Raw genomic sequence first — 23395 nt, forward strand, 5'->3', positions numbered from 1 at the left:
CTCGCCTACCTTCGGGTGGGGAGGCCCCTGGGGGGCGCCGCTCGATAGCAAGGTGCTGGAGGATCCGTGGACCTGTCCCTGTCGACTCGCACTGTCGGCGACCGTACGGTCGTGGAGGTCGGTGGCGAGATTGATGTGTATACCGCGCCCAAGCTGCGCGAGCAGTTGGTCGAGTTGGTGAACGACGGCAGCTACCACCTGGTTGTCGACATGGAGCGAGTGGACTTCCTCGACTCCACCGGACTTGGTGTGCTCGTGGGAGGCCTCAAGCGCGTCCGCGCGCACGAGGGCTCGCTGCGTCTGGTCTGCAACCAGGAGCGCATCCTGAAGATCTTCCGAATCACCGGTCTGACCAAGGTGTTCCCGATCCACACCTCGGTGGAGGAAGCGGTCAGCGCCACCGACTGACCGACCGACGGCTCTCGGCGGCGAACGGCCGATGAGGAGCGGGGGGTACCGGGCCACAGGTGGTCCGGGCCCCTGTAAGGCACGCCCGTAGTCCGAGGGGGACGCGCATGGCCACCGTTGAACTGCGCTTCAGCGCCCAGCCCGAACACGTCCGGACGGCCCGCCTGGTCGCGGCCGCCGTGGCGCGCCGGGCCGGTGTGGAGGAAGCCGTCCTCGACGAGGTCCGCCTCGCCGTGGGCGAGGCCTGCTCGCGCGCCGTCGGACTGCACCGCAGCAACGGGCTGACCGCGCCCGTCCGGGTGGTGCTGACCGAGGAGGAGAAGGTGTTCTCCATCGAGGTCGGCGACGAAGTGCCCGGACCGGCCGGCGGTCCGTCCGCCGGCATGCCCGGGATCGAGGCGGTCCTGGACCCGGACATCGAGGGTGAGGACGAGATGGGCCTGGCCGTGATCAGCGGCCTGGTCGACGACGTCGAGGTCATCAGCGGGGAGACCGGCGGAACCATCCGGATGAGGTGGCCCGTTTCGGGGACCTCCGAGCTGGCGTAGGCCGTCAGGGGCTCGCGCAGCCGCCCCGGTCGCATCCGGAGCGGCGGCCGACCCGGTCCCGTCGCCCCGGCCCGGTCCGTCGCGCCCCGGCGCGTCACGGTCCGGGCTTTGCCATGCCCTGACGCCTGCCTTGCCCCGAGCCATGCCCAGAGGCCATGCCCTGACGCCACGCCACGCCCTGATCCGGTGCCCGCGGTCGCGCAGCCCCCGGCGCGCCGGGGGCTGCGGTGAGTTTCGGCGCGGGGTCGTCTGGCGGCGGGAGGCCGGGTGGGTGCCGGGAAAGCGGGGGAGGCCCCGGACGGGCGGCTTCCGGGAGGGAACGGCCGCGCGTGCCGACGTATCATCTGATCTTATTCAAGGCCCTGCCGAGCAGGGCCTTTTCTGTCGTCGTAGATCAATTGCGGCGCCGCTCCCCCAGAATTCCTAGATCGATGACGAGGCGTCAATGCCTTTGCCCCATTACTACTTTCGGGGGTAATGGAGTGACCGGATCTATTGGTGAGGAGCATGTGCAGGCCAATTCCGTTTCCTGCGTACTGTTTTGATCGGGTCGCGCTCCCTACAATCCGTCCACATCTTGAGCTCATGACGTCAAGGAGGACGAATGACGGGGCTCTTCACCCCCATTGCGCCCGGTCGCACCACTGACCTGGCATCCGCAGTACTCACCGATGACAACCGGCTCATCGTGATCGTCATCGCGGGCGTGGCCATCGCCGCGCTCGTCGTCGCGCAGATCCTGGTCCGCCAGGTCCTCGCCGCCGACGAGGGAACCGACTCCATGAAGGAGATCGCAGCCGCCGTCCAGGAAGGCGCCAACGCCTACCTCGGACGTCAGCTGCGCACCCTCGGCATCTTCGCCGTCGTCGTGTTCTTCCTGCTCTTCCTGCTCCCCGCCGACGACTGGACGCAGCGGGCGGGACGTTCCGCCTTCTTCCTCGTCGGCGCCCTCTTCTCCGCCGCGACCGGCTACATCGGCATGCGCCTCGCGGTGCGCGCCAACGTCCGCGTCGCCGCGGCCGCGAGAGAGGCCACCCCCGCCGAGGGCGAGCCCGCCAAGGACCTGACCGAGGTCTCCCACAAGGCCATGCGGATCGCGTTCCGCACCGGCGGCGTGGTGGGCATGTTCACGGTCGGCCTCGGCCTGCTCGGCGCCTCCTGCGTCGTGCTCGTCTACGCCGCCGACGCCCCCAAGGTCCTGGAGGGCTTCGGCCTCGGCGCCGCCCTGATCGCCATGTTCATGCGCGTGGGCGGCGGCATCTTCACCAAGGCCGCCGACGTCGGCGCCGACCTGGTCGGCAAGGTCGAGCAGGGCATTCCGGAGGACGACCCGCGCAATGCCGCGACCATCGCCGACAACGTGGGCGACAACGTCGGAGACTGCGCGGGAATGGCCGCCGACCTCTTCGAGTCCTACGCCGTCACCCTCGTGGCGGCCCTGATCCTCGGCAAGGCCGCCTTCGGCGACCTGGGCCTGGCCTTCCCGCTGATCGTCCCCGCCATCGGGGTCGTCACGGCGATGATCGGCATCTTCGCGGTCTCCCCGCGGCGCACCGACCGCAGCGGCATGACCGCCATCAACCGCGGCTTCTTCATCTCCGCCGTCATCTCGCTGGTGCTCGTCGCGATCGCCGTCTACGCGTACCTGCCGGCCACCTACAAGGAGCTCGCCGGCGTCGACGACGCCGCGATCGCCAACCACTCCGGCGACCCGCGCGTCCTGGCCCTGATCGCCGTCGCCATCGGCATCGTGCTCGCGGCCCTGATCCAGCAGCTCACCGGCTACTTCACCGAGACCAACCGCCGTCCGGTCCGGGACATCGGCAAGTCCTCCCTGACGGGAGCCGCCACCGTCGTCCTCGCCGGCATCTCGGTGGGCCTGGAGTCCGCCGTCTACACGGCGCTGCTCATCGGCCTCGGCGTCTACGGGGCGTTCCTGCTCGGCGGCACCTCGATCATGCTGGCGCTCTTCGCCGTCGCGCTGGCCGGCACCGGCCTGCTCACCACGGTCGGCGTCATCGTCGCCATGGACACCTTCGGGCCCGTCTCCGACAACGCCCAGGGCATCGCGGAGATGTCCGGCGACGTCCAGGGCGCCGGCGCGCAGGTGCTGACCGACCTGGACGCGGTGGGCAACACCACCAAGGCCATCACCAAGGGCATCGCCATCGCCACCGCCGTGCTCGCCGCGGCCGCGCTCTTCGGCTCGTACAACGACGCCATCGCCAACGCGGTCAAGTCCGTCGGCGCGGACACCAAGTCGATGAACCTCAGCCTGGACATCGCGCAGCCCAACAACCTCGTCGGCCTGATCCTGGGCGCCGCGGTCGTGTTCCTGTTCTCGGGCCTCGCCATCAACGCCGTCGCCCGCTCGGCCGGCGCGGTGGTCTACGAGGTGCGCCGCCAGTTCCGGGAGCACCCGGGGATCATGGACTACACCGAGAAGCCCGAGTACGGGCGCGTCGTGGACATCTGCACCAAGGACGCGCTGCGCGAACTCGCCACGCCCGGCCTGCTCGCCGTCCTCACACCGATCGCCGTCGGGTTCTCGCTCGGCGTCGGCGCGCTCGGCTCGTTCCTCGCCGGAGCCATCGGCTGCGGCACCCTGATGGCGGTCTTCCTCGCCAACTCCGGTGGCGCGTGGGACAACGCGAAGAAGCTCGTCGAGGACGGGCACCACGGCGGCAAGGGCAGCGAGGCCCACGCGGCCGTGGTCATCGGCGACACGGTCGGCGACCCGTTCAAGGACACCGCCGGTCCGGCCATCAACCCGCTGCTCAAGGTCATGAACCTGGTGGCCCTGCTGATCGCCCCGGCGATCGTGCAGTTCAGCTACGGCACGGACGCCAGCGCGACCGTGCGGGCGATCGTCGCGGTCCTCGCGATCGGCGTCATCGTCGGTGCGGTCTACGTCTCCAAGCGCCGCGGCATCGCGGTCGGTGACGACGGCGAAGGCGAGGGCGAGGGCGGGAGCGCTCCGGCCGAGCGGGTGGGCCAGCAGGCCGACCCGGCGGCGGTGATCTCCTCCTGAGGCCGTGAGGCCTTGAGGACCTGACGGGTATTCGCATACCACGGTCGGACTCGATCGTACGCCCGAATGGCGGACAGGCGGCGCGGACTGACGCGCCGTCCGTCCGCCTTTGCGTTTCCCGGATGGCGGGCGTGTATCTTCCGGGCCGAGAGTCTTCGAAGGGACCAATCCGGTGAACAAGAAGCTTGCGGCCGCCATGGCGGGCAGTGCGGTGCTGATGCTCGTCCTGTCCGGCTGCGGCGGGGACGACGGCGACAAGAAGACCGACGCCTGGGCGAAGAAGGTCTGCGACAGCTGGCAGCCAGAGCTCAAGAAGATCGAGCAGGCCAACGCTGACATCAAGCGGGTGGCCACCGAGAGCAGCAAGCCCGAGGAGGTCCAGTCGACCGACTCGGCGGCCTTCGGGACCATGTCCGAGTCGTACAAGTCGATGGGTACGGCCCTGCAGGGGGCGGGTGTTCCGCCGGTCAAGGACGGCGAGAAGACCCAGAGCGCCGCGGTCAAGGGCTTCGAGGCGACTTCGCAGGGCTACACGGCCTTGAAGACGAAGATGGACGCCCTCGACCCCAAGGACCAGGGCAAGTTCGCCGAGGGCCTCAAGGACGTGGCGGGCGGCCTGGAGGAAGCGACCAAGGGCGGCAAGGAAGCCCTGGACCAGCTCAAGGCGGGCGGTCTGGACAAGTCGATGAACAGCCAGAAGGGCTGCCAGGTGACGACGCCGTCACCGTCGAAGTCGTAGCGGCAACGCGGCAGCGGCAGCGGCAGTCGCCGTAGTCTCCGCTGCCGGCGGCACGACGGTACGCACACCAGGGCGGCCGGAAACCTTCGGGGATCCGGCCGTTCGCCGCGTTCCGGCCGCGCACGCAGCTTCGTACCCGAACTCCGTGCGCGACTCCCCGAGCCGGCCCGCGATCAGGCCGTACGGAACTGCGCGCACCCGGCGTCCCTTCGCGGCGGCGCGCCCGCGCGGCGGCTGCGACGGCGGCGGCCGTCCACGCCGAAGGCCGTGTGGCGCGGGGAATGCCGGTGACAGCGGCCACAATGGGCGGGTGAGTACCACCAGCCTTCCCTCCGGTCTGCCCGCCCGCCTCCCCTCGTCCGACGGCGCCGCCGGGCTCCGCGCCGCGATGCTCGACGCCGGTTTCACCGCCGACGGGCTGCTCGAACTGCTCGGCGCCCCCGCCTACGCCGCGCTCGCCCGCAGCGAGACCGTCCCCGCACTGCGCGCCACGCGCAGCGGCGGCAACGGGCCGCTCGCCAGCCTCGTGCGGCTCTTCTTGCTCCAGCAGCCGGTGCCGTACGTGCACGCCTCGGCCGCGCTGCCCGTCGACGCGGCGCTGGCCGAGGGCTGGCTGCGGCGCGAGGGGGACGAGGTCCACGCCACCGTGGACGTGCGCCCGTACGGGGGGCCCGAGGGCGAGGACTGGTTCATCGTCTCGGACCTCGGCTGCGCCGTCGGCGGGGCCGGCGGGATCGGCAGTCGCGAGGAGGGCGTGGTCCTCGGGGTCGGTGGCGCCTCCACCACGCTCGCCGGGATCACCGTCCGCACCCCGGTCGGCTCGGCCCTCGACGTCGGCACCGGATCCGGGATCCAGGCACTGCACGCGGCCCAGCACGCCACCCGGGTGACGGCCACCGACGTCAACCCCCGGGCCCTGGAATTCACCCGGTTGACGCTGGCGCTGTCGGGGGCCCCTGAGGCCGAGCTGCTCACCGGTTCGCTGTTCGAGCCGGTCGGCGCGGCCACGTACGACCTGATCGTCTCGAATCCGCCGTTCGTGATCTCCCCCGGAGCCCGGCTGACGTACCGGGACGGCGGGATGGGCGGCGACGACCTGTGCCGGACCCTGGTCCAGGAGGCCGGCGCCCGGCTCAACCCGGGCGGGTACGCGCAGTTCCTCGGCAACTGGCAGCACGTGGACGGCGAGGACTGGCGCGACCGGGTCCGGGCCTGGGTGCCGCGCGGCTGCGATGCCTGGATCGTGCAGCGTGACGTGCAGGACGTCACGCAGTACGCGGAGTTGTGGCTGCGCGACGCGGGCGACCACCGCACCGATCCCGCCGAGTACGAGCGGCGCTACGAGGACTGGCTGGACGAGTTCGAGGCCCGTAAGACCAAGGCGGTGGGATTCGGCTGGATCACGCTGCGGCGCAGCGACGCGGCCGAGCCGTCGATCGTGGTGGAGGAGTGGCCGCACTCGGTGGAACAGCCGCTCGGGGACACCGTCGTGGCGCACTTCGCCCGGCAGGACTACCTCCGCGACCACGACGACGCGGCCCTGCTGACCGGCTACTTCCAGTTGACCGAGGAGGTCGTCCAGGAGCAGGTCGGAGCCCCCGGGGCGGAGGATCCGGAGCACGTGGTGCTCCGGCAGCACCGCGGGATGCGGCGCGCCACCAAGGTCGACACGGTCGGCGCCGGCTTCGCCGGGGTGTGTGACGGATCACTGAGCGCGGGTCGGATTCTGGACGCCATCGCTCAGCTGGTGGCGGAGGACCCGGTGGTGCTGCGGGACCGCACGCCGGAGGCGATCCGGATGCTGGTGGAGCAGGGGTTCCTGGAGCCGGTGACGGTGACGGAGCCGGAGCCGGTGGCGGAGCCGGACGGGGAGCGGGGGGCGTAGGGCAGGGTCTCGCGCGCCCCGCCCCGCATCCGGGCCCCGCATCCGGCCCCGCAACCCGTCCTGAATCCCGTCCTGAATCCGGCCCTGCCGGGCACCCGCCGCCCAGCCGCCGACCAGCGGCTGGGCACCGGCTGGCCGCCGCCCGGGCACCCCGCAGGGCAGCCGGAACCAGGATGTAACCCGGGGTTCGCCTTGTGTATCCCCCCGGCTGGCAGGCTCCTGCTCAGCGGGATCCGGGGGGATCCCGGGAGCGGCCCAGGGGCTTGAGGGGAACGGCATGGAAGACGGACCTGCGATCTTCGCGGCGACCGTGTTCCTGCTGTTCGGGGCCGCTCTGCTGGTCTGGACGGGGGCGCGCGCCCGGCACGGCGCGCCGGTGGCCGAAGGCGTGCGCCCCGTCATTGCCGTACCGCTGGCGCTGCTCGCCGGCGCGGTGTCGCTGGCCCTGGGAATCTGGTGCCTCGGGCGGCTGTGACGCCGGGGCGACCCGGGCGGTCGTGAAGCCCCGGGCGGTCGTGAAGCCCGGGCGGTCGTGACGCCCGGTCGGCGGCCTCGCGGCCGCGGCCGCGGGCCCGGCCGTACCGCGGGCACGCTCGCGAGCGGCGCGCCGGGTTTCGCCGAGGTTCCCTCCGAGGTGCGCGTCAGGCCGTAAACGCCGACGTGAAGAGGGGTGCGGGGGCGGGGCCAGACGGCCCTTTGGCCACTCGGCCCGGTGATCGCCGAGGGTCCGCCGTGGCATCCGGGCGGCAGAAATGGCACTTGTCGGGTTACCGTTCGAGTGGCCGTTGCGGGCTTCTGCCGTTTGACACGGGGGCGGGTTGTACCGTCACACTCCGCAGCGTCGCCGTACTGCGACCGAGTGCCGACCGGAGAGAAGAGCCAAGTTGTCCCCGACTAGCGAGACCGCAAAGGGCGGCCGCCGACTCGTCATCGTCGAGTCCCCTGCCAAGGCGAAGACGATCAAGGGCTACCTCGGCCCGGGGTACGTCGTCGAGGCGAGCGTCGGGCACATCCGCGACCTCCCCAGCGGCGCGGCCGAGGTTCCCGACAAGTACACCGGCGAGGTCCGTCGCCTCGGTGTGGACGTCGAACACGACTTCGCGCCGATCTACGTCGTCAACGCCGATAAGAAGGCCCAGGTCAGGAAGCTCAAGGAGCTGCTGGCCGAGTCGGACGAACTCTTCCTCGCCACCGATGAGGACCGCGAGGGCGAAGCCATCGCGTGGCACCTGCAGGAAGTCCTCAAGCCCAAGGTCCCCGTCCACCGGATGGTCTTCCACGAGATCACCAAGGACGCGATCCGCGACGCCGTCGCCAACCCGCGCGAGCTCAACCAGCGCATGGTCGACGCCCAGGAGACCCGCCGCATCCTCGACCGCCTCTACGGCTACGAGGTCTCGCCGGTCCTGTGGAAGAAGGTCATGCCGAAGCTGTCGGCGGGCCGCGTCCAGTCGGTGGCCACCCGCATGGTCGTGGAGAAGGAGCGCGAGCGCATCGCGTTCCGCTCCGCCGAGTACTGGGACCTGACCGGCACCTTCTCCACCGGCCGCGCCGGTGACGCCTCCGACCCCTCGACGCTGGTCGCCCGCCTGAACACGGTCGACGGCAAGCGCATCGCGCAGGGCCGCGACTTCGGCTCGACCGGACAGCTCAAGGGCGAGGTGCTCCACCTCGACGAGGCGAACGCGCGGGCGCTGGCCGCCGCGCTGGCCGAGACCTCCTTCGCGGTCCGCTCGGTCGAGTCCAAGCCGTACCGCCGCTCCCCGTACGCCCCCTTCCGTACGACGACGCTCCAGCAGGAGGCCTCGCGCAAGCTCGGCTTCGGTGCGAAGGCGACGATGCAGGTGGCGCAGAAGCTGTACGAAAACGGCTTCATCACCTACATGCGTACCGACTCCACCACGCTCTCCGACACCGCGGTGTCGGCGGCGCGGGCGCAGGTCACGCAGCTCTACGGGGCCGACTACCTGCCGGAGAAGCCGCGCGTCTACGCGGGCAAGGTCAAGAACGCCCAGGAGGCGCACGAGGCGATCCGCCCCTCGGGTGATCGTTTCCGCACCCCCGCCGAGACGGGCCTGACCGGCGACCAGTTCCGCCTGTACGAGCTCATCTGGAAGCGCACCGTCGCCTCCCAGATGAAGGACGCGGTCGGCAACTCGGTGACCGTGAAGATCGGTGGCCGCTCCTCGGACGGCCGCGACGCCGAGTTCAGCGCGTCCGGCAAGACGATCACCTTCCACGGGTTCATGAAGGCCTACGTCGAAGGCGCGGACGACCCGAACGCCGAGCTCGACGACCGCGAGAAGCGCCTGCCGCAGGTCGCGGAGGGCGACGCCCTGTCGGCCGAGGAGATCACGGCCGACGGCCACTCGACCAAGCCGCCGGCCCGCTACACCGAGGCCTCGCTGGTCAAGGAGCTGGAAGAGCGCGAGATCGGCCGCCCGTCGACGTACGCGTCGATCATCGGCACGATCCTGGACCGCGGATACGTCTTCAAGAAGGGCACGGCCCTGGTGCCGTCCTTCCTGTCCTTCGCCGTGGTCAACCTGCTGGAGACGCACTTCGGCCGGCTCGTCGACTACGACTTCACGGCCAGGATGGAGGACGACCTCGACCGCATCGCGCAGGGCGAGGCCCAGTCCGTGCCGTGGCTGAAGCGGTTCTACTTCGGCTCGGAGGACGCGAGCGAGGTCGTACCCGCCGAGGGCGACCACCTCGGCGGCCTGAAGGAACTGGTGACCGACCTGGGCGCGATCGACGCCCGGGAGATCTCCTCCTTCCCCGTCGGCGAGGGCATCGTGCTGCGGGTCGGCCGCTACGGGCCGTACGTGGAGCGCGGTGAGAAGGACGCAGAGGGCCACCAGCGCGCGGACGTTCCGGAGGAGCTGGCGCCGGACGAGCTGACCGTGGAGTACGCGGAGGAGCTCTTCGCGAAGCCGAGCGGCGAGTTCGAGCTGGGCAAGGACCCGATCAGCGGGAACGAAATCGTCGCGAAGGACGGTCGCTACGGGCCGTACGTGACGGAGATCCTGCCCGAGGGCACGCCGAAGACCGGCAAGAACGCGGTCAAGCCGCGGACGGCCTCGCTGTTCGCGTCGATGAGCCTGGACACGGTCACCCTCGACGACGCCATGCGCCTCATGTCCCTTCCGCGGGTCGTGGGCCTGGACGCCGAAGGCGTGGAGATCACGGCCCAGAACGGCCGCTACGGCCCGTACCTGAAGAAGGGCACGGACTCGCGGTCGCTGGAGACCGAGGACCAGCTGTTCGCGATCACGCTGGACGAGGCCCTCGCCATCTACGCGCAGCCCAAGCAGCGCGGGCGGGCCGCGGCCAAGCCGCCGCTGAAGGAGCTGGGGACCGACCCGGTGAGCGAGAAGCCGGTCGTCGTCAAGGACGGCCGCTTCGGCCCGTACGTGACGGACGGCGAGACGAACGCGACGCTGCGGCGCGAAGACGACGTCGAGACGATCACGCCGGAGCGGGGCTACGAGCTCCTCGCGGAGAAGCGCGCGAAGGGCCCGGCCAAGAAGACGGCGAAGAAGGCCGCGGCGAAGAAGGCCCCCGCGAAGAAGGCCCCGGCCAAGAAGGCGGCGGCGACGAAGACCGCGGCGGCGAAGAAGACGACGGCGAAGAAGGCCGTCGCGAAGAAGACGGTGGCAAAGAAGGCGGCGGCCGCTCCGGCGGACGAGTAGTCGCCGACAGGGCCCGTGCGATGCGCACGGGCCCTGTTCTTCCAGCCCCGCCGGGCAATTCCAGCCCCGCCGGCGTTTGAGGCGCGGGGTCCGGGGCGGAGCCCCAGGGAACGGCGGAAGGGCGGGGCGGGGAGAAGCCCCGCGCAGCGGCGGCACTGGCCCGGGGCCAGCCCCGGAAGGTGGGTCTGGGGTCACACCGGACCTTGTCCACAGCCCACCGCACCGGCCAAGCGCAGCGGATAGGCTGGGCGGATGACGCGAGCCGAGCAGCCAACGGTCGTGACCGCCACCACCGCCACCGCCCAGACCACCCCCAACACCCCGCACACCCCCGCTCCCACCTACGACGAAGCCCTCGCCGCGGACTCCCGCGAGCGCGCGGTGCGCGCGCTGCTGCGCACTCCCCGGCTGCGCCGTCTGTGGAGCGCCCAGCTGGTCAGCGGCATCGGTGATGCCCTGGCCCTGCTGGTGCTGGTGCTGCTCGCCTTCCAGGCGGCCATCGAGCAGGACGCCTTCGGCGGTGGATACGCCGGCTGGGCCCTGGCCGTCGCCGCCGTCTTCGGCGTGCGGATGCTGGCCACCGTCCTGTTCGGCGCCGTCCTCCTCGGCCCGCTGGCCAAGCTGAGCGCCCCCGGCGGCAAGCTGGACCGCCGCTGGACGATGATCGGCGCCGACGGCCTGCGGCTCGGCCTCTTCGTCGTCGCCCCGCTGTGGCTCGACTGGATTCCCGAGCACGCGCTGATCGCCCTGCTCGCCACCGTCTTCGTCTCCGGAGCCGCCGAGCGGCTGTGGGCACTGGCCAAGGACAGCGCCGCGCCCGCACTGCTGCCGGTCCCGCCGCCTGAGGGCGCGACCGTGCGGCCGCTGCCGGACCACCTCGACACCCTGCGCCGACTGAACCTGCGCACCTCCTTCGCGGCCATGCCCGCCGCCGCGGCCCTGCTGCTCGCAGCGACCCTGGTGGGCAAGGCCCTCGGCCTCGGCATCGGCTGGTTCGCCGAGAACCAGGCCGCGCTGGGTTCGTACGTGGCCTCCGGACTCTTCGCCGCCTCCGTGTCGTTGCTGCTCCCGCTGGTGCTGCCCGGCGTGAAGACCCCGCGCCCGCGTTCCCCGCTGGAGGGGCTGCGCGCCCCCAAGGCGGGGGACCGGCCCGAGAAGGGGCGTACGGGAGCCATCCCGCTGCTCGTCCTCGCCTGCGCGGCCGTCACCGGAGCGATCGCCTCCGCCGCCGCCGTGGCCGTCCTGCACGCCGCCGATCTGGGTGGCGGAGCGGCCGCGTTCTCGCTGCTCGTACTGGCCCTGCTCGGCGGCACCGCCCTCGGCATCCGCGCCACGCAGGCCGGCAAGGTGCTGCCCGCGCTGTCCCGGCGCCGGCTGCTGGCACTGGCCATCGCGGTGACCGGGCTCGCGCTGCTGCTGACCGGGCTCGTCCCGGACACCGCGACCGTGCTGTTCCTGTCGCTGCTCGCGGGCAGCGCCGCGGGTGTCGCCGCCAACACCGGGCACACCCTGCTGGACCAGGAGACCGAGGAGTTCCGTAGGGCCCGGGTCACCGAGCACCTGCAGGCCGTCGTCCGGGTGGCCGTCGCCGTCGGGGCCGTCGCGGCCCCGCTGCTGGCCGCCGGCATCGGTCCGCACCGGCTGGCCGGCGGCGAGGTCGTCTTCGCGCACGGCGGCGCGGCCTTCACGCTGATGCTGGTCGGCGCCCTGCTGCTGCCCGTCGCCGTGGTCGTCCTGGCCAAGGCCGACGACCGCAGCGGCGTACCGCTGCGCCGCGACCTGCGCGAGGCCCTGCGCGGCGGGGAGCCGGTGCAGGCCGCGTCCGACGCCGGATTCTTCATCGCCCTGGAGGGCGGCGACGGAGCCGGCAAGTCCACCCAGGTGCAGGCGCTGGCCGACTGGATACGCGACAAGGGCCACGAGGTCGTCGTCACGCGCGAGCCCGGGGCCACCCCCGTCGGCAAGCGGCTGCGCTCGATCCTGCTGGACGTGTCCTCCGCCGGACTGTCGAACCGCGCCGAGGCCCTGCTGTACGCGGCCGACCGCGCCGAGCACGTGGACACCGTCGTACGGCCCGCCCTGGAGCGCGGCGCGGTCGTCATCACCGACCGCTACGTCGACTCTTCGGTGGCCTACCAGGGCGCCGGCCGCGATCTGTCCCCGACCGAGATCGCCCGTATCTCGCGCTGGGCCACGGACGGCCTCGTACCGAATCTGACCGTGCTGCTCGACGTGTCGCCCGAGGCGGCCCGGGAGCGGTTCACGGAGGCGCCGGACCGGCTGGAGTCGGAGCCGGCGGAGTTCCACCAGCGGGTGCGCGCCGGATTCCTGACGCTGGCCGCGGCCGACCCCGGGCGGTACCTGGTGGTCGACGCGGGCCAGGACCCCGAGTCCGTGAGCACCGTCGTACGCCACCGCCTGGACCGGATGCTCCCGCTCTCGGAGGCCGAGGTGGCCGCGCAGGCGGAGGCCCGTCGGCGCGCCGAGGAGGAGGCCAGGCGCAAGGCCGAGGAAGAGGCGGCGCGCAAGGCCGAAGAGGCCCGGCTGCTGGCCGAGGAGGAAGCCCGCAAGGCCCGAGAGGCCGAGGAGGCCCGGGTCGCGGCGGAGGCCGAGGCCGCGCGTCTGGAGCGCGAAGCCCGGCTGCGCGCCGAGGAGGAGGCCCGGGAGCGGGCCGAGGCGGAGCGACTGCGACTGGAGGCCGAGGCGAAGGCCCGCGCCGCGGAGCAGGAGCGGCTGCGCAAGCAGGAAGAAGAGGAGTCGCGGCTGCGTGCCGAGGCGGAGGAGCGCCGGCTGGAGAAGCAGCGGCGTGCCGAGGAAGCCCTGCTGAAGGCCGAGGAGGCACGGCGGCTGGCCGAGGCCTCCGCGGCCGAGATGGCGGCCAAGGCCGCGGCGGCGGCCGCTGTGGCTGCTGCGGCAGCCGCGTCCGCTCCGGTGGCGGCGGCTTCGGCGTCGGTGGCGGCGGCTGTCGCGCCCGTCGCACCTGTGGCTCCTGCCGCGCCCGCTGCCCCTGCCGTGCCTGCTGAACCTGCCGTGCCCGCGTCCAAGGTGGGCATGCGCAAGGAACCGCATCCGGACGAGGCCCTGACGGTCGAGACCCCGGTGGTGAAGCGGGTCGTGCAGCCGGACGACGTCACCCAGACGGTCCCCGTCCCGAAGACCGACGCGGCCGCCGAGACCTCAGTGCTGCCGCCGGTCCGCGCGACGGGCCCGGCCGACGAGACGGCCGTACTGCCTGCCGTAGGCCCCGCGGGCGCCGGTGGCAGCGGCGCGGGCGGCGGCCCGGCGGCCGCGAGGCCGGCCCGGACCGCGCGCTCCGCGTCCAGGCCCACGGCTCAGCGCCCCGCGGAGAACCCGGCCGACCGGGTGCCGCCGGAGATCTTCCGGGACGCGGGCAACGACGCGACCCGCGAGCTGCCCCAGCTCGGCGAGGACGGGCGGCCGCGCCGGGCGCGCTCGGACTGGGCGGAGGAGACCCCGCTGGACGATCTGCCCACGCTGGCGGACGAGCTGCTGGGCCCGCGCCGGGACGACGAGGACGAAGAGGGCCGCGGTCCGCGCCGCCGCTGACGGGTGTCGGCGGGGACTGTCGGTAGGGATTGTCAGTGGGGGGCGCCACACTGGGTGAGCAGTAGGCACGGACGGTAGTCGAGGGAAAGGCGGTGGGCGGGATGCCCGTATGGGACGACCTGGTGGGACAGGAGCGGGTCCAGACGCAGCTGGCCGCCGCCGCCCGCGACGCCGACGGCCTGGTCACCGCCATCGAGGCGGGGACGGAGCCGCCGGCCTCCTCGAAGATGACGCACGCCTGGCTGTTCACCGGGCCGCCCGGCTCCGGGCGGTCCACCGCCGCCCGCGCCTTCGCGGCCGCCCTCCAGTGCACCAGCCCGGACCGGGCCCTGGGCGGCGAGCCGGGCTGCGGATTCTGCGACGGCTGCCACACCACCGTGATCGGTACGCACGCCGATGTGGAGATCGTCCGCACCGATCAGCTCTCCATCGGCGTGAAGGACACGAGGGCCCTGGTCCGCCGGGCGCAGCTCTCCCCGGCCGTCGGGCGCTGGCAGGTCATCGTCCTGGAGGACGCCGACCGGCTCACGGAAGGCGCGGGCAACGTCCTGCTCAAGGCGGTGGAAGAGCCCGCGCCGCGGACCGTGTGGCTGCTGTGCGCGCCTTCGCTGGAGGACGTGCTGCCCACCATCCGCTCCCGCTGCCGGCACCTGACGCTGCGCACCCCGCCGGTGTCCGCCGTCGCCGAGGTGCTGGTCCGGCGCGACGGCATCGAGCCGGCCGTGGCGCAGGCCGCGGCCCGCGCGACCCAGGGCCACATCGGCCGGGCCCGTCGGCTCGCCACCGACGAGGCGGCCCGCTCCCGGCGGGCCACCGTGCTGAAACTGCCGATGCGCGTCGATGACGTGGGCGGCTGCCTCAAGGCCGCCCAGGAGCTGGTGGACGCCGCCGCCGAGGACGCCAAGCAGGTCGCGGAAGAGGTGGACACCAAGGAGACCGAGGAGCTGAGGTCCGCGCTCGGCGCCGGAGCCGGTACGGGCGGGCGAATGCCGCGCGGTACGGCGGGCGTGATGAAGGAGCTCGAGGACCGCCAGAAGCGCCGCCGCACCCGTACCCAGCGCGACAGCCTCGACCTGGCCCTCACCGACCTCACCGGCTTCTACCGCGACGTACTGGCCCTGCAGCTCGGCTCCTCGCTGGCCATCGCGAACGAGGAGATACGGCACGACCTGGACCGCATCGCCCGGGAGTCGGGCCCCGAGCGCACCCTGCGGCGCATCGAGGCGATCATCGCGTGCCGACGGGCGCTGGACCGCAATGTGGCCCCGCTGCTCGCGGTCGAGGCGATGACCATGTCCCTGCGCGCGGGCTGAGGCGGCCGGCCCGGGCGGGTGGCGCGGGCGGGTGGCGCGGGCGGGTGGGCCGGGATTTCCGCTCCCCACGACTCCGCAGGGCAGCAACCCTCTTTGTCCAATTCACCCCTTCGAGCGGTCCGGAGGGAGTCTCCAGGACGCCGCCGGTCCGTGCGGGACGCAGGGCCGCCCCCGGGCGGCGGTCCGCCGCCCGGCGTGGGGCCCGAGGCCGCCGGGACGCCCGCAGGCCGTAGGCTCCGAGGATGGACACCAGTCGCCTGCTGCGCACCACCGGGACCGTGATCGCCGCCGCGGGGCTGTTGCTCTCCGGATGCACTTCGGGCGGTTCGGGGGGACCAAAGGCCGCCGCGTCCTCCCGCGGGGATTCCGCCGCCCCCTCGGCCCCCGCGGCCGCGACCCCGGCCGCGCTGCGCTCGTACTACGACCAGAAGCTGAGCTGGCGCGACTGCGGTGTCCCCGGCTTCGACTGCACCACCATGAAGGCCCCGCTGGACTACGAGCACCCCGAGGCCGGCGACGTCGACATCGCGGTGGCCCGCCACAAGGCCACCGGCCCCGGCAAGCGGCTCGGCTCGCTGCTGGTCAACCCGGGCGGTCCGGGCGGCTCCGGCATCGGATACCTCCAGGCCTACGCCGGCATCGGGTACCCGGCGCAGGTCCGCGCCGCCTACGACATGGTCTCCTTCGACCCGCGTGGCGTGGACCGCAGCAGCCCCGTGCAATGCCTGACCGGCACGGCCATGGACAAGTACACGCAGGTGGACCAGACCCCGGACAACGCGGCGGAGCGCGCCCTGCTCGTGGCGGCCTTCAAGGAGTTCGCGGCCGCCTGCCAGGCCCACTCGCAGCGGGTCCTTCCGCACGTCTCGACCGTGGACGTGGCCCACGACATGGACGTGCTGCGCGCGGCCCTGGGCGACGAGAAGCTGAACTACGTCGGGGCCTCGTACGGCACGTTCCTCGGGGCGACGTACGCGGACCTCTACCCGAGCCGCGCCGGCCGGCTGGTCCTGGACGGGGCGATGGACCCGGCCCGCCCCGCGCTCGAACTGAACCGGGACCAGACGGAGGGCTTCGAAACGGCCTTCCGCGCCTTCGCCGCGGACTGCGCGAAGCAGGCCGACTGCCCGCTCGGCCAGGGCAGCCCGGACGCGGTGGCACAGCGACTGAAGGAGTTCTTCCGCAAGGTCGACGCCCAGCCGGTCCCCACCACCGACCGGGCCCGCCCCGTACTAGGCGAGGCCCTGGCCACGACCGGGGTGATCGCCGCGCTGTACGACGAGAACGCCTGGCCGCAGCTGCGCGAGGCCCTGACGGCCGCGAACAACGGCGACGGCAACGGCCTCCTCGCGCTCGCCGACAGCTACTACGAGCGCGAGCCGGACGGCAAGTACGCCAACCTCATGTCCGCGAACGCCGCGGTGAACTGCCTGGACCAGCCCCCGGCCTTCGACGGCCCCGAGGCGGTCGACAAGGCGCTGCCCTCCTTCGAGAAGGCCTCCCCGGTCTTCGGCGCGGGCCTCGCCTGGGCCTCGCTGAACTGCACGTACTGGCCGGTCAAGGCCACCGGCACGGCCCGCGCCCTGACCGCGAAGGGCGCCCCGCCGATCGTGGTGGTCGGCACCACCCGCGACCCGGCGACCCCGTACAAGTGGGCCCAGGCCCTGGCGGGCCAGCTCGACTCGGGCGTCCTGCTCACGTACGACGGAGACGGCCACACCGCCTACGGCCGCGGCAGCGACTGCATCGACTCGACGATCAACCGCTACCTCCTGGAGGGCACCCCTCCGACGGCCGGCAAGAAGTGCTGACCCGCCCCCCGGACGCCGGTTCGGGGCACCCCGTTTAACCCTGTAGACTTGGCGCCGCTGCTGATGAGAGCCTCCTCCCAAGGAAATTCTTGTCTTTCCAGCGGTGCCGCCTTAGCTCAGCTGGCCAGAGCAACGCACTCGTAATGCGTAGGTCTCGGGTTCGAATCCCGAAGGCGGCTCTGTAGAACCCCCAGGACTCACTCGCCGTGACCTGGGGGTTTTGCTATTTCAGGGATCGCGCCCCGCCGCCCGGGCAACTCGGGGTCGTGTGGTGTACCGACAGCGTGTGTCCGCGTGCCGCTGTACGGCTGGCGGCCGTTCGCCGTGTCGTCATCTGGAACCCGCATCCTCGCCGGACCGACCGATCCACCTCGCCCCGGGGATGTCCACTCCATGACCGAACCGCTTGTGCAGTCCGAGGAATCCGCGAACCTGCCCGTGCCCACGCGTTTGGACGAGGTGAAGGGGTGGTTCTGGCCGGCCGACCAGATCCTCTTCGACTGGTTCCTGAGCCGGCAGAACGCCGATCCGGCGGGTGGCGGAGACCTTCTGGAACTCGGCGCCTACCTCGGCAAGAGCGCCATCTTCGTCGGTGGATACCTCAAGGAGGGGGAGGAGTTCACGGTCTGCGACCTCTTCGATTCCCCGGCCGAGGACGACAGCAACGACGGCGAGATGCAACGCTCGTACGCCACCCTGACGCGGCGGGCGTTCGAGGCCAACTACCGGGCCTTCCACGAGGAGTTGCCGACGGTGGTGCAGGCGGTGACGGCGGTCCTCCCCGACCGCGTCAGGCCCGCCTCCTGCCGCTTCGTCCATGTGGACGCCTCGCACCTGTACGCACACGTGCGCACGGACGTGGAGACCTCGCGGCTGCTGGCCGCTCCCGGAGCGGTCGTCGTCTTCGACGACTTCAGGGCGGAGCACTGCCCGGGCGTCGCGGCGGCCGTCTGGGGAGCCGTGGACGCACGGCGGTTGCACGTCCTGTGCATCACCCAGCACAAGATGTACGCGACCTGGGACGACCCCGAACCGCTGCGCACGGAACTGGCCGTGTTCCTGGCCGGCCGCGAGGACCTGTGGCACGGGGTGGAGGAGGTGGCCGGCGCACCCCTGATCCGGATCACCGGCCGCAAGGCGGTCCCCCCGGCGCACCCCCGCTCCCGCTACGAGGCCTCCGCCCCCGGCCGGGCCCCTGAGCCGGGCCCTGCCCCCGCGGCAGTACCGTCACGGCGCACCCCGCCCCGGCAGAGCCCACTGGTCCGCCGCCTGGCCAAGGACCTCCTGCCCCCGGTCCTGACCCGCACGGCACGCCGCTGGCTGTAGGAGACCGGCAGCCTCCGCGGCGACCGAGCCCGGTGGGGGTCTTGCCATTTCTGCCCCACAGGAGCCCCTCCATGGTGATGACGGAGGGGCTTTTGCGTGAGCGGGTCCGGCCGTTCGGATCAGTAGGTGTGCTTCCTCGTCATGTGGGACTGCCGGGCCCAGCGGGCCAGGGCGCCGACGGCGAGGGAAGTGATGATCGCGCCTCAGTCGATGACGTGGGGGAGGCCGGGGAAGAAGGCGAAGGACGCGGCAGCGTCTGGGGTGCCTTGGCGTGTGTCTGCTGATCGGAACGTCTGACATCGGGGTGGGGTTCTGCCCCCAGCGGTAGTCCACTGCGACGAGTGATCAGCGGATCGGCAGGCTGACCGGCCGTAACCCCGCTCCCGGACGCCGATCTCATGCGTGGCCCCCGAGAGGGATCGGCTTGTTGGGGTGGTGGAGTTTGTCCGGATCCGGGCGGTTGGGGTGGTGGGGGGTGGGCATTTATCTCAGCCGTGTGCCCGGGGTCGGGTGGTGGGCTGTCGAAGTGGCTGGGGGACGGGTGTATGGCGGGCGGGGAAGTGGTGGGCGGCGTTGGTGAGTTCGTCGCGGTGTCCGCATTGCTGACCGGGTTCAGTGCTGCCGAGCTCGAGGGGTTGGGGCTGGCGGAGGAGTACGCGGCCGTCGTGCTGGAGCGGATCGGGAGCGAGGGGTTGGGGCGGCTCGCCGGTGCGGTCGGGCGGTCGGGCGGAGTGGATGGGCCGGGTGGTGACGAAGGGGTGGTGGAGGCGGCCCGGGCCGTCGCGCAGCTCTGGTACACCGGCTGTTGGCCGGGGGTGAGGGGGGAAGAGCCGTTCGTCGTGTCCTCCCGCGCGTACGCCGGGGGTTTGGTGTGGCGGACGATCGGCGGGAGCGCGCCCGGTACCGTCCAGCCGGGTTTCGGCACGTGGGCCGAGCCGCCCGCGGCGGGTTCCCGGGGCGCGGAGGCGGGCCGGTGAAGGTGACGGCGAGCGGAATGCCGGGGGCGCAGGGCATCCCCGGGCCGCGCTACGACGTGATCGTGGTGGGGGCGGGGGTCGCCGGGTCGCTGGTGGCGAAGGTGCTGGGTGCGCGGGGTCGGCGGGTGCTGGTGCTGGAGGCGGGGGAGCGTGCGGCCGATCCGGCGCAGGGGCATCTGGAGGCGCTGGAGCGGTACCGCTCGGCGGTGGCCAAGGTGCCCGGCTCCCCCTATCGGGCCCACCCGGCTGCGCCCTGGCCCGAGGTCACCGACATCGCGGGCCGCGGCGGCGGTGGGGGTCGGGTTGGCTACCGGGCCGAGGGGTACGTCGTGCAGCGCGGCGGGCTCCCGTACGGAAGCGGGTACGTGCGGGTCAACGGGGGTACCGGCAATGTGTGGACCGGACTGACCCCGCGGATGCATCCCGAGGACTTCCGGACCGAGGACTTCGGCTACGGGCGCAGCTGGCCCGTTGGTTATGAGGAGCTGGAGGGCTATTACCGGGCTGCGGAACGGGAGATCGGGGTCGCCGCCGATGTCGGGGAGCAGCGCGACCACGTCGGCCTGCCGTTCCCGGACGGCTACGTCTTCCCCATGCACCCCCTGCCCGCCGGCCACCTGGACCGGGTCATGGCCGGGCGGCTCGACGGGCGGTCCGTCAAGGATCCGGCCGCGGGCGTACCGGTCGAGTTGCGGGTGACCGGAACTCCGCACGGCCGAAACGGTGACCCGAACCCCTCCTACGACGGTGGCGCGGGGTTCGTGCCCGTCGGTGCGGGCGGGCGGCCGGATGCGGGCAGCCGGTGCGGGGGCAGCGCCAGTTGCATTCCCATCTGTCCGACCCACGCCAAGTACACGCCGCTGAAGACCCAGGGCCAGTGGGGTCCGACCGTGCGGCTGGTCGACCGGGCCGTCGTCAGCCGGGTCCTCGTCGACGGCAACGGCCGGGCCGAGGGGGTCGAATACCTCTCCTACGGGGAGGGGGAGGGGACGGGTGCCGTGGCGGGCAGGGCCTCGGCGGACGTCGTCGTGCTGGCCGCGCACGCCATCGAGAATGCCCGGCTGCTGCTGCTCTCGGACCTGGCCCGGCGCAGCGACCAGGTCGGGCGCAACCTGATGGACCATCCGGTGCTGCTCACCTGGGGGCTGATGCCCGAACAGATCGGGCCCTACCGCGGGCCCGGCTCCACCTCGGGTCTGGAGGGCTTCCGCTTCGGCCCGGCCCGCCGCTCCCGTGCCCCGTTCCGGATCGAAATCGGAAACTGGGGCTGGGTGTGGGCGAAGGGCCCCGTCGACGGGGACGTGGCGGAGCTGCTGCGCACCGGGGGCGAGGACGGCCGCGGGCTGTTCGGGGCCGAGCTGCGCGCTGCCCTCCGGGACCGGGTCGGGCGGCAGTTCGCCCTGCAGTTCGAGATGGAGCAGGGCGCCGACCCGGCCAACCGGGTCACCCTCGACCACGACCGCCGCGATGCGCTGGGTCTGCCCCGCCCCGTGGTGACGTACGACCTCTCGCAGCACGTGAAGGACGGGATGGCGGCGGCCAGGGCGGTCTCCGACCAGATCTTCGCGCTGCTCGGCGCCGAGGACCACACGGACCACTCGCCCGGTCCGGCCTGGCCGGGACACTTCGTCCACGACGGGCGGCCGTACGCCTACCGGGGCGCGGGGCACGCCGCGGGCACCCACATCATGGGCGGTTCCCCGGACACCTCCGTGGTCGACGAGTGGCAGCGCTGCTGGGACCATCCGGGCCTGTACGCCGTCGGCTGCGGCAGCATGCCCTCGGTCGCCACCTCCAACCCCACCCTGACGATGGCCGCCCTCGCCCTGCGCAGTGCCGATCGGATCGAACGCGATCTCTCGGCACGCGACCGACCCGCCGCCCTCGCCGGCCGGGTCCACCGATCCCCGCTCGCCCCCGCCACCCCCGGAGCCGCCTCATGACCCCCGGTCCGCTGCCCCTGCCGCCCGTCGCGGCCCCCTTCCAACTCCCCTTCCACTACGGCGCCCTGCACCACATCGGCCTGGACTTCCTGGTCGATCCGCAGCCGGTGCGCGAGCTGCTGGCCAAACACCACCCGGCCCTGAGCGCGGCGGAGTTCGACGGGCAGGCCCTGGTGTCGCTCAACTACCAGCTCTACTTCGCCCAGTACTCCTTCGGCGGCGGCGTCACCCAGGAGATCGAGGTGAACATCGTCGCCTTCCCGACCGGAGCCGCGGGCCGGCTGCCCCGCCTGGGGTACGAGGAGTACGCCCACGGCTACGACCAGACCAAGCTGCTCGGCATCGCCCGCATCCACGTCCTGTGCGACAACCCCTTCGCCATCGACGCCGGGCGCAAGCTGTACGCCGAGCCCAAGTCCCCCGGCTGGTTCGAGGCGGCGATGCCCTCCCTCAACGGGCCGCGGGGAGAGGTCTGGTCGGTGCAGTGCAAGAAGGCTTCCCCCGGCCCGGACGCCGAGAGCATCACCCGCCACGAGGCCGACCTGTTCTCCTTCACCGCCGATCTGACGGGCCTGGACCACACCCCGGCCAACAACACGCCGATCACCGGCTACGGCACCGATGAGTCCGGCAGGGCACTGGCCGGGCCGATGAACGTCTACCAGCCCTATCGCCAGTACACCCTCGGCCCGGACACCGCCGCCCGAGTGCGGCTCACGGTCCACGACTCCACGGCGGAGGCCGGCCAGGACCTCACCCGGCTGATCGGCGACACCCCCGCGGCCGGGGCGTGGTCCTACCAGTCACCGCCGGTCGCGGCGCACAACCGGCCCTACTACCTCGGGTAGGCGCCGGAGCCGGGAGCTCGGAGCCCAAGGCCCTGCCCCGGCTCCGGTCGCCGCGGTGCAGGGGCGGGATTACGTTGAATGGGTGAGCACGACACGGTTGCGCAGGGCGGCGGTGGGAGTGGCCGCAGTGGGGCTCCTGATGGTGCCCGTGGGGGCCGGTGTCGGGTACGCGTGGGACGCGCCCGCACCCCCGGTGGCCGCGGTGTCGGCCGCCTCCGACGAGTTTCCGCAGCTCACCCCGGAGGTGGCGCGCAAGCTCGACGCGGTCGTCCGCAAGGTTCTGGCGGAGACCAAGGTGCCCGGGGTGCAGGTGTCGCTGTCGGCGCCGGGCAAGGGCGAGTACGTACGGGCCTTCGGGGTCGCCGACAAGGCGACCGGGCAGCCGATGACCGACGGCATGCTCATGAGGATCGGCAGCGAGACCAAGACCTTCACCGTGACGGCCCTGCTGAAGCTGGTCGACGAGGGGAAGATCGGGCTGGACGACCCCATCGGGAAGTACATCGACGGGGTGCCCAACGGAGACCGGATCACGCTGCGCATGCTGGCCGAGATGCGGAGCGGGCTGTTCAACTACTCCGCCGACGACGGCTTCTACAAGGCCCTGACCAGCGATCCGCGCAAGCCGTTCACCCCGCAGGAACTGCTCGCCTACTCCTTCAAGCACCCGGTGCTGTTCGAGCCCGACGCGAAGTTCTACTACTGCAACACCAACCTGATCCTGCTCGGCCTCGTGGTGGAGAAGATCAGCGGGCAGTCGCTGGCCGACAACATCACCAAGGAGGTCATCGAACCCGCCGGGCTGAAGCACACCCTCTTCCCGACCGGCGCCGAGTTCCCGAGCCCGCACGCCCAGGGCTACACGGACCAGACGGCCACCGGAAAGGTCGAGGACTCGACCGACTGGGACCCCTCCTGGGGCTGGGCCGCCGGGGCGATGATCTCCGACCTCGCCGACCTGCGGACGTGGGCCAGGGTGCTCGCGACGGGTGAGCTGCTGACCCCGGCCACCCAGGCCCAGCGGCTGAAGGTCATTCCGGCGCTCCCCGACGCCGGCTACGGCCTGGGCATCTTCAAGATCGCCGGCTGGGTCGGGCACAACGGCTCCCTGCCCGGCTACGGGTCGCTGACCGTGTACCTGCCGGAGTCCAAGGCCACCATGGTCGTGCTGCTCAACACGGACATCTCCTACGAGGGCTCCGAGCCGAGCACGGTGTTCGGCGAGGCGATCACCCGGGCGATCACCCCGCACCACGTGTTCACGCTGCCGGCCCAGCCCGTGACCGGGAAGAACTGAGCCGTGG

General features: G+C 72.3%; 15 protein-coding genes and 1 tRNA gene. All 16 read left to right on the top strand.

Annotation, left to right across the window (positions count from 1 at the left end; all coding sequences use genetic code 11):
• The first annotated feature begins 66 nt into the window (after positions 1-66).
• The 16 genes from bldG (at position 67) to OHU74_RS20150 (ending at position 23388) form a co-directional block, all read left to right on the top strand.
• Positions 67-408 carry an anti-sigma factor antagonist BldG gene (gene bldG / locus OHU74_RS20075; protein WP_018089983.1) on the top strand — a complete coding sequence of 114 codons (342 nt, stop codon included), beginning with the start codon at positions 67-69 and terminating at the stop codon, positions 406-408.
• A gap of 107 nt (positions 409-515) precedes the next feature.
• Entirely contained in the window at positions 516-956 is a 441-nt protein-coding gene (locus tag OHU74_RS20080) for an ATP-binding protein (RefSeq protein WP_371617198.1), read from the top strand.
• A 604-nt stretch (positions 957-1560) separates the two neighbouring features.
• The gene (locus OHU74_RS20085; protein WP_371617199.1) at positions 1561-3987 is read left to right on the top strand and encodes a sodium-translocating pyrophosphatase; all 2427 of its coding nucleotides are present in this window, start codon (positions 1561-1563) and stop codon (positions 3985-3987) included.
• A 172-nt stretch (positions 3988-4159) separates the two neighbouring features.
• Positions 4160-4726 carry a small secreted protein gene (locus OHU74_RS20090; RefSeq protein WP_371617200.1) on the top strand — a complete coding sequence of 189 codons (567 nt, stop codon included), beginning with the start codon at positions 4160-4162 and terminating at the stop codon, positions 4724-4726.
• A gap of 310 nt (positions 4727-5036) precedes the next feature.
• Positions 5037-6611, top strand: coding sequence for a methyltransferase (locus OHU74_RS20095; protein ID WP_371617201.1), 1575 nt, complete (start codon positions 5037-5039; stop codon positions 6609-6611).
• 277 nt (positions 6612-6888) lie between these two features.
• On the top strand, positions 6889-7086 hold the full coding sequence (locus tag OHU74_RS20100) for a hypothetical protein (RefSeq protein WP_330297807.1): 198 nt from the start codon (positions 6889-6891) through the stop codon (positions 7084-7086).
• A 409-nt stretch (positions 7087-7495) separates the two neighbouring features.
• A complete protein-coding gene (topA, locus tag OHU74_RS20105; protein WP_371617202.1) occupies positions 7496-10306 on the top strand; it encodes a type I DNA topoisomerase in 2811 nt (936 codons plus the stop codon).
• Between the two features lie 252 nt (positions 10307-10558).
• Entirely contained in the window at positions 10559-13873 is a 3315-nt protein-coding gene (tmk, locus tag OHU74_RS20110; protein ID WP_371617203.1) for a dTMP kinase, read from the top strand.
• A 101-nt stretch (positions 13874-13974) separates the two neighbouring features.
• Positions 13975-15186, top strand: coding sequence for a DNA polymerase III subunit delta' (locus tag OHU74_RS20115; protein ID WP_371617204.1), 1212 nt, complete (start codon positions 13975-13977; stop codon positions 15184-15186).
• Between the two features lie 242 nt (positions 15187-15428).
• Positions 15429-16997, top strand: a complete 1569-nt coding sequence (locus tag OHU74_RS20120) for an alpha/beta hydrolase (RefSeq protein WP_371617205.1) — start codon at positions 15429-15431, stop codon at positions 16995-16997.
• 105 nt (positions 16998-17102) lie between these two features.
• Positions 17103-17176: transfer RNA gene (locus tag OHU74_RS20125), tRNA-Thr, on the top strand.
• A 214-nt stretch (positions 17177-17390) separates the two neighbouring features.
• Entirely contained in the window at positions 17391-18323 is a 933-nt protein-coding gene (locus OHU74_RS20130; protein WP_371617206.1) for a class I SAM-dependent methyltransferase, read from the top strand.
• Between the two features lie 545 nt (positions 18324-18868).
• Positions 18869-19300 (top strand): hypothetical protein, encoded by a 432-nt coding sequence (locus OHU74_RS20135; RefSeq protein ID WP_371617207.1) that lies wholly within the window; start codon positions 18869-18871, stop codon positions 19298-19300.
• A complete protein-coding gene (locus OHU74_RS20140; RefSeq protein ID WP_371617208.1) occupies positions 19297-21243 on the top strand; it encodes a GMC family oxidoreductase in 1947 nt (648 codons plus the stop codon). The genes OHU74_RS20135 and OHU74_RS20140 overlap by 4 nt, the downstream gene beginning before the upstream one ends.
• Positions 21240-22091: a hypothetical protein gene (locus OHU74_RS20145; RefSeq protein WP_371617209.1), complete on the top strand. Its 852-nt coding sequence runs from the start codon at positions 21240-21242 to the stop codon at positions 22089-22091. The genes OHU74_RS20140 and OHU74_RS20145 overlap by 4 nt, the downstream gene beginning before the upstream one ends.
• Positions 22092-22230: 139 nt before the next feature.
• Positions 22231-23388: a serine hydrolase domain-containing protein gene (locus OHU74_RS20150; RefSeq protein WP_371619741.1), complete on the top strand. Its 1158-nt coding sequence runs from the start codon at positions 22231-22233 to the stop codon at positions 23386-23388.
• The last annotated feature ends 7 nt before the right edge of the window (positions 23389-23395 follow it).

Origin of the sequence: Streptomyces sp. NBC_00454, assembly GCF_041434015.1 — a bacterium.
Lineage (GTDB): Bacteria > Actinomycetota > Actinomycetes > Streptomycetales > Streptomycetaceae > Streptomyces.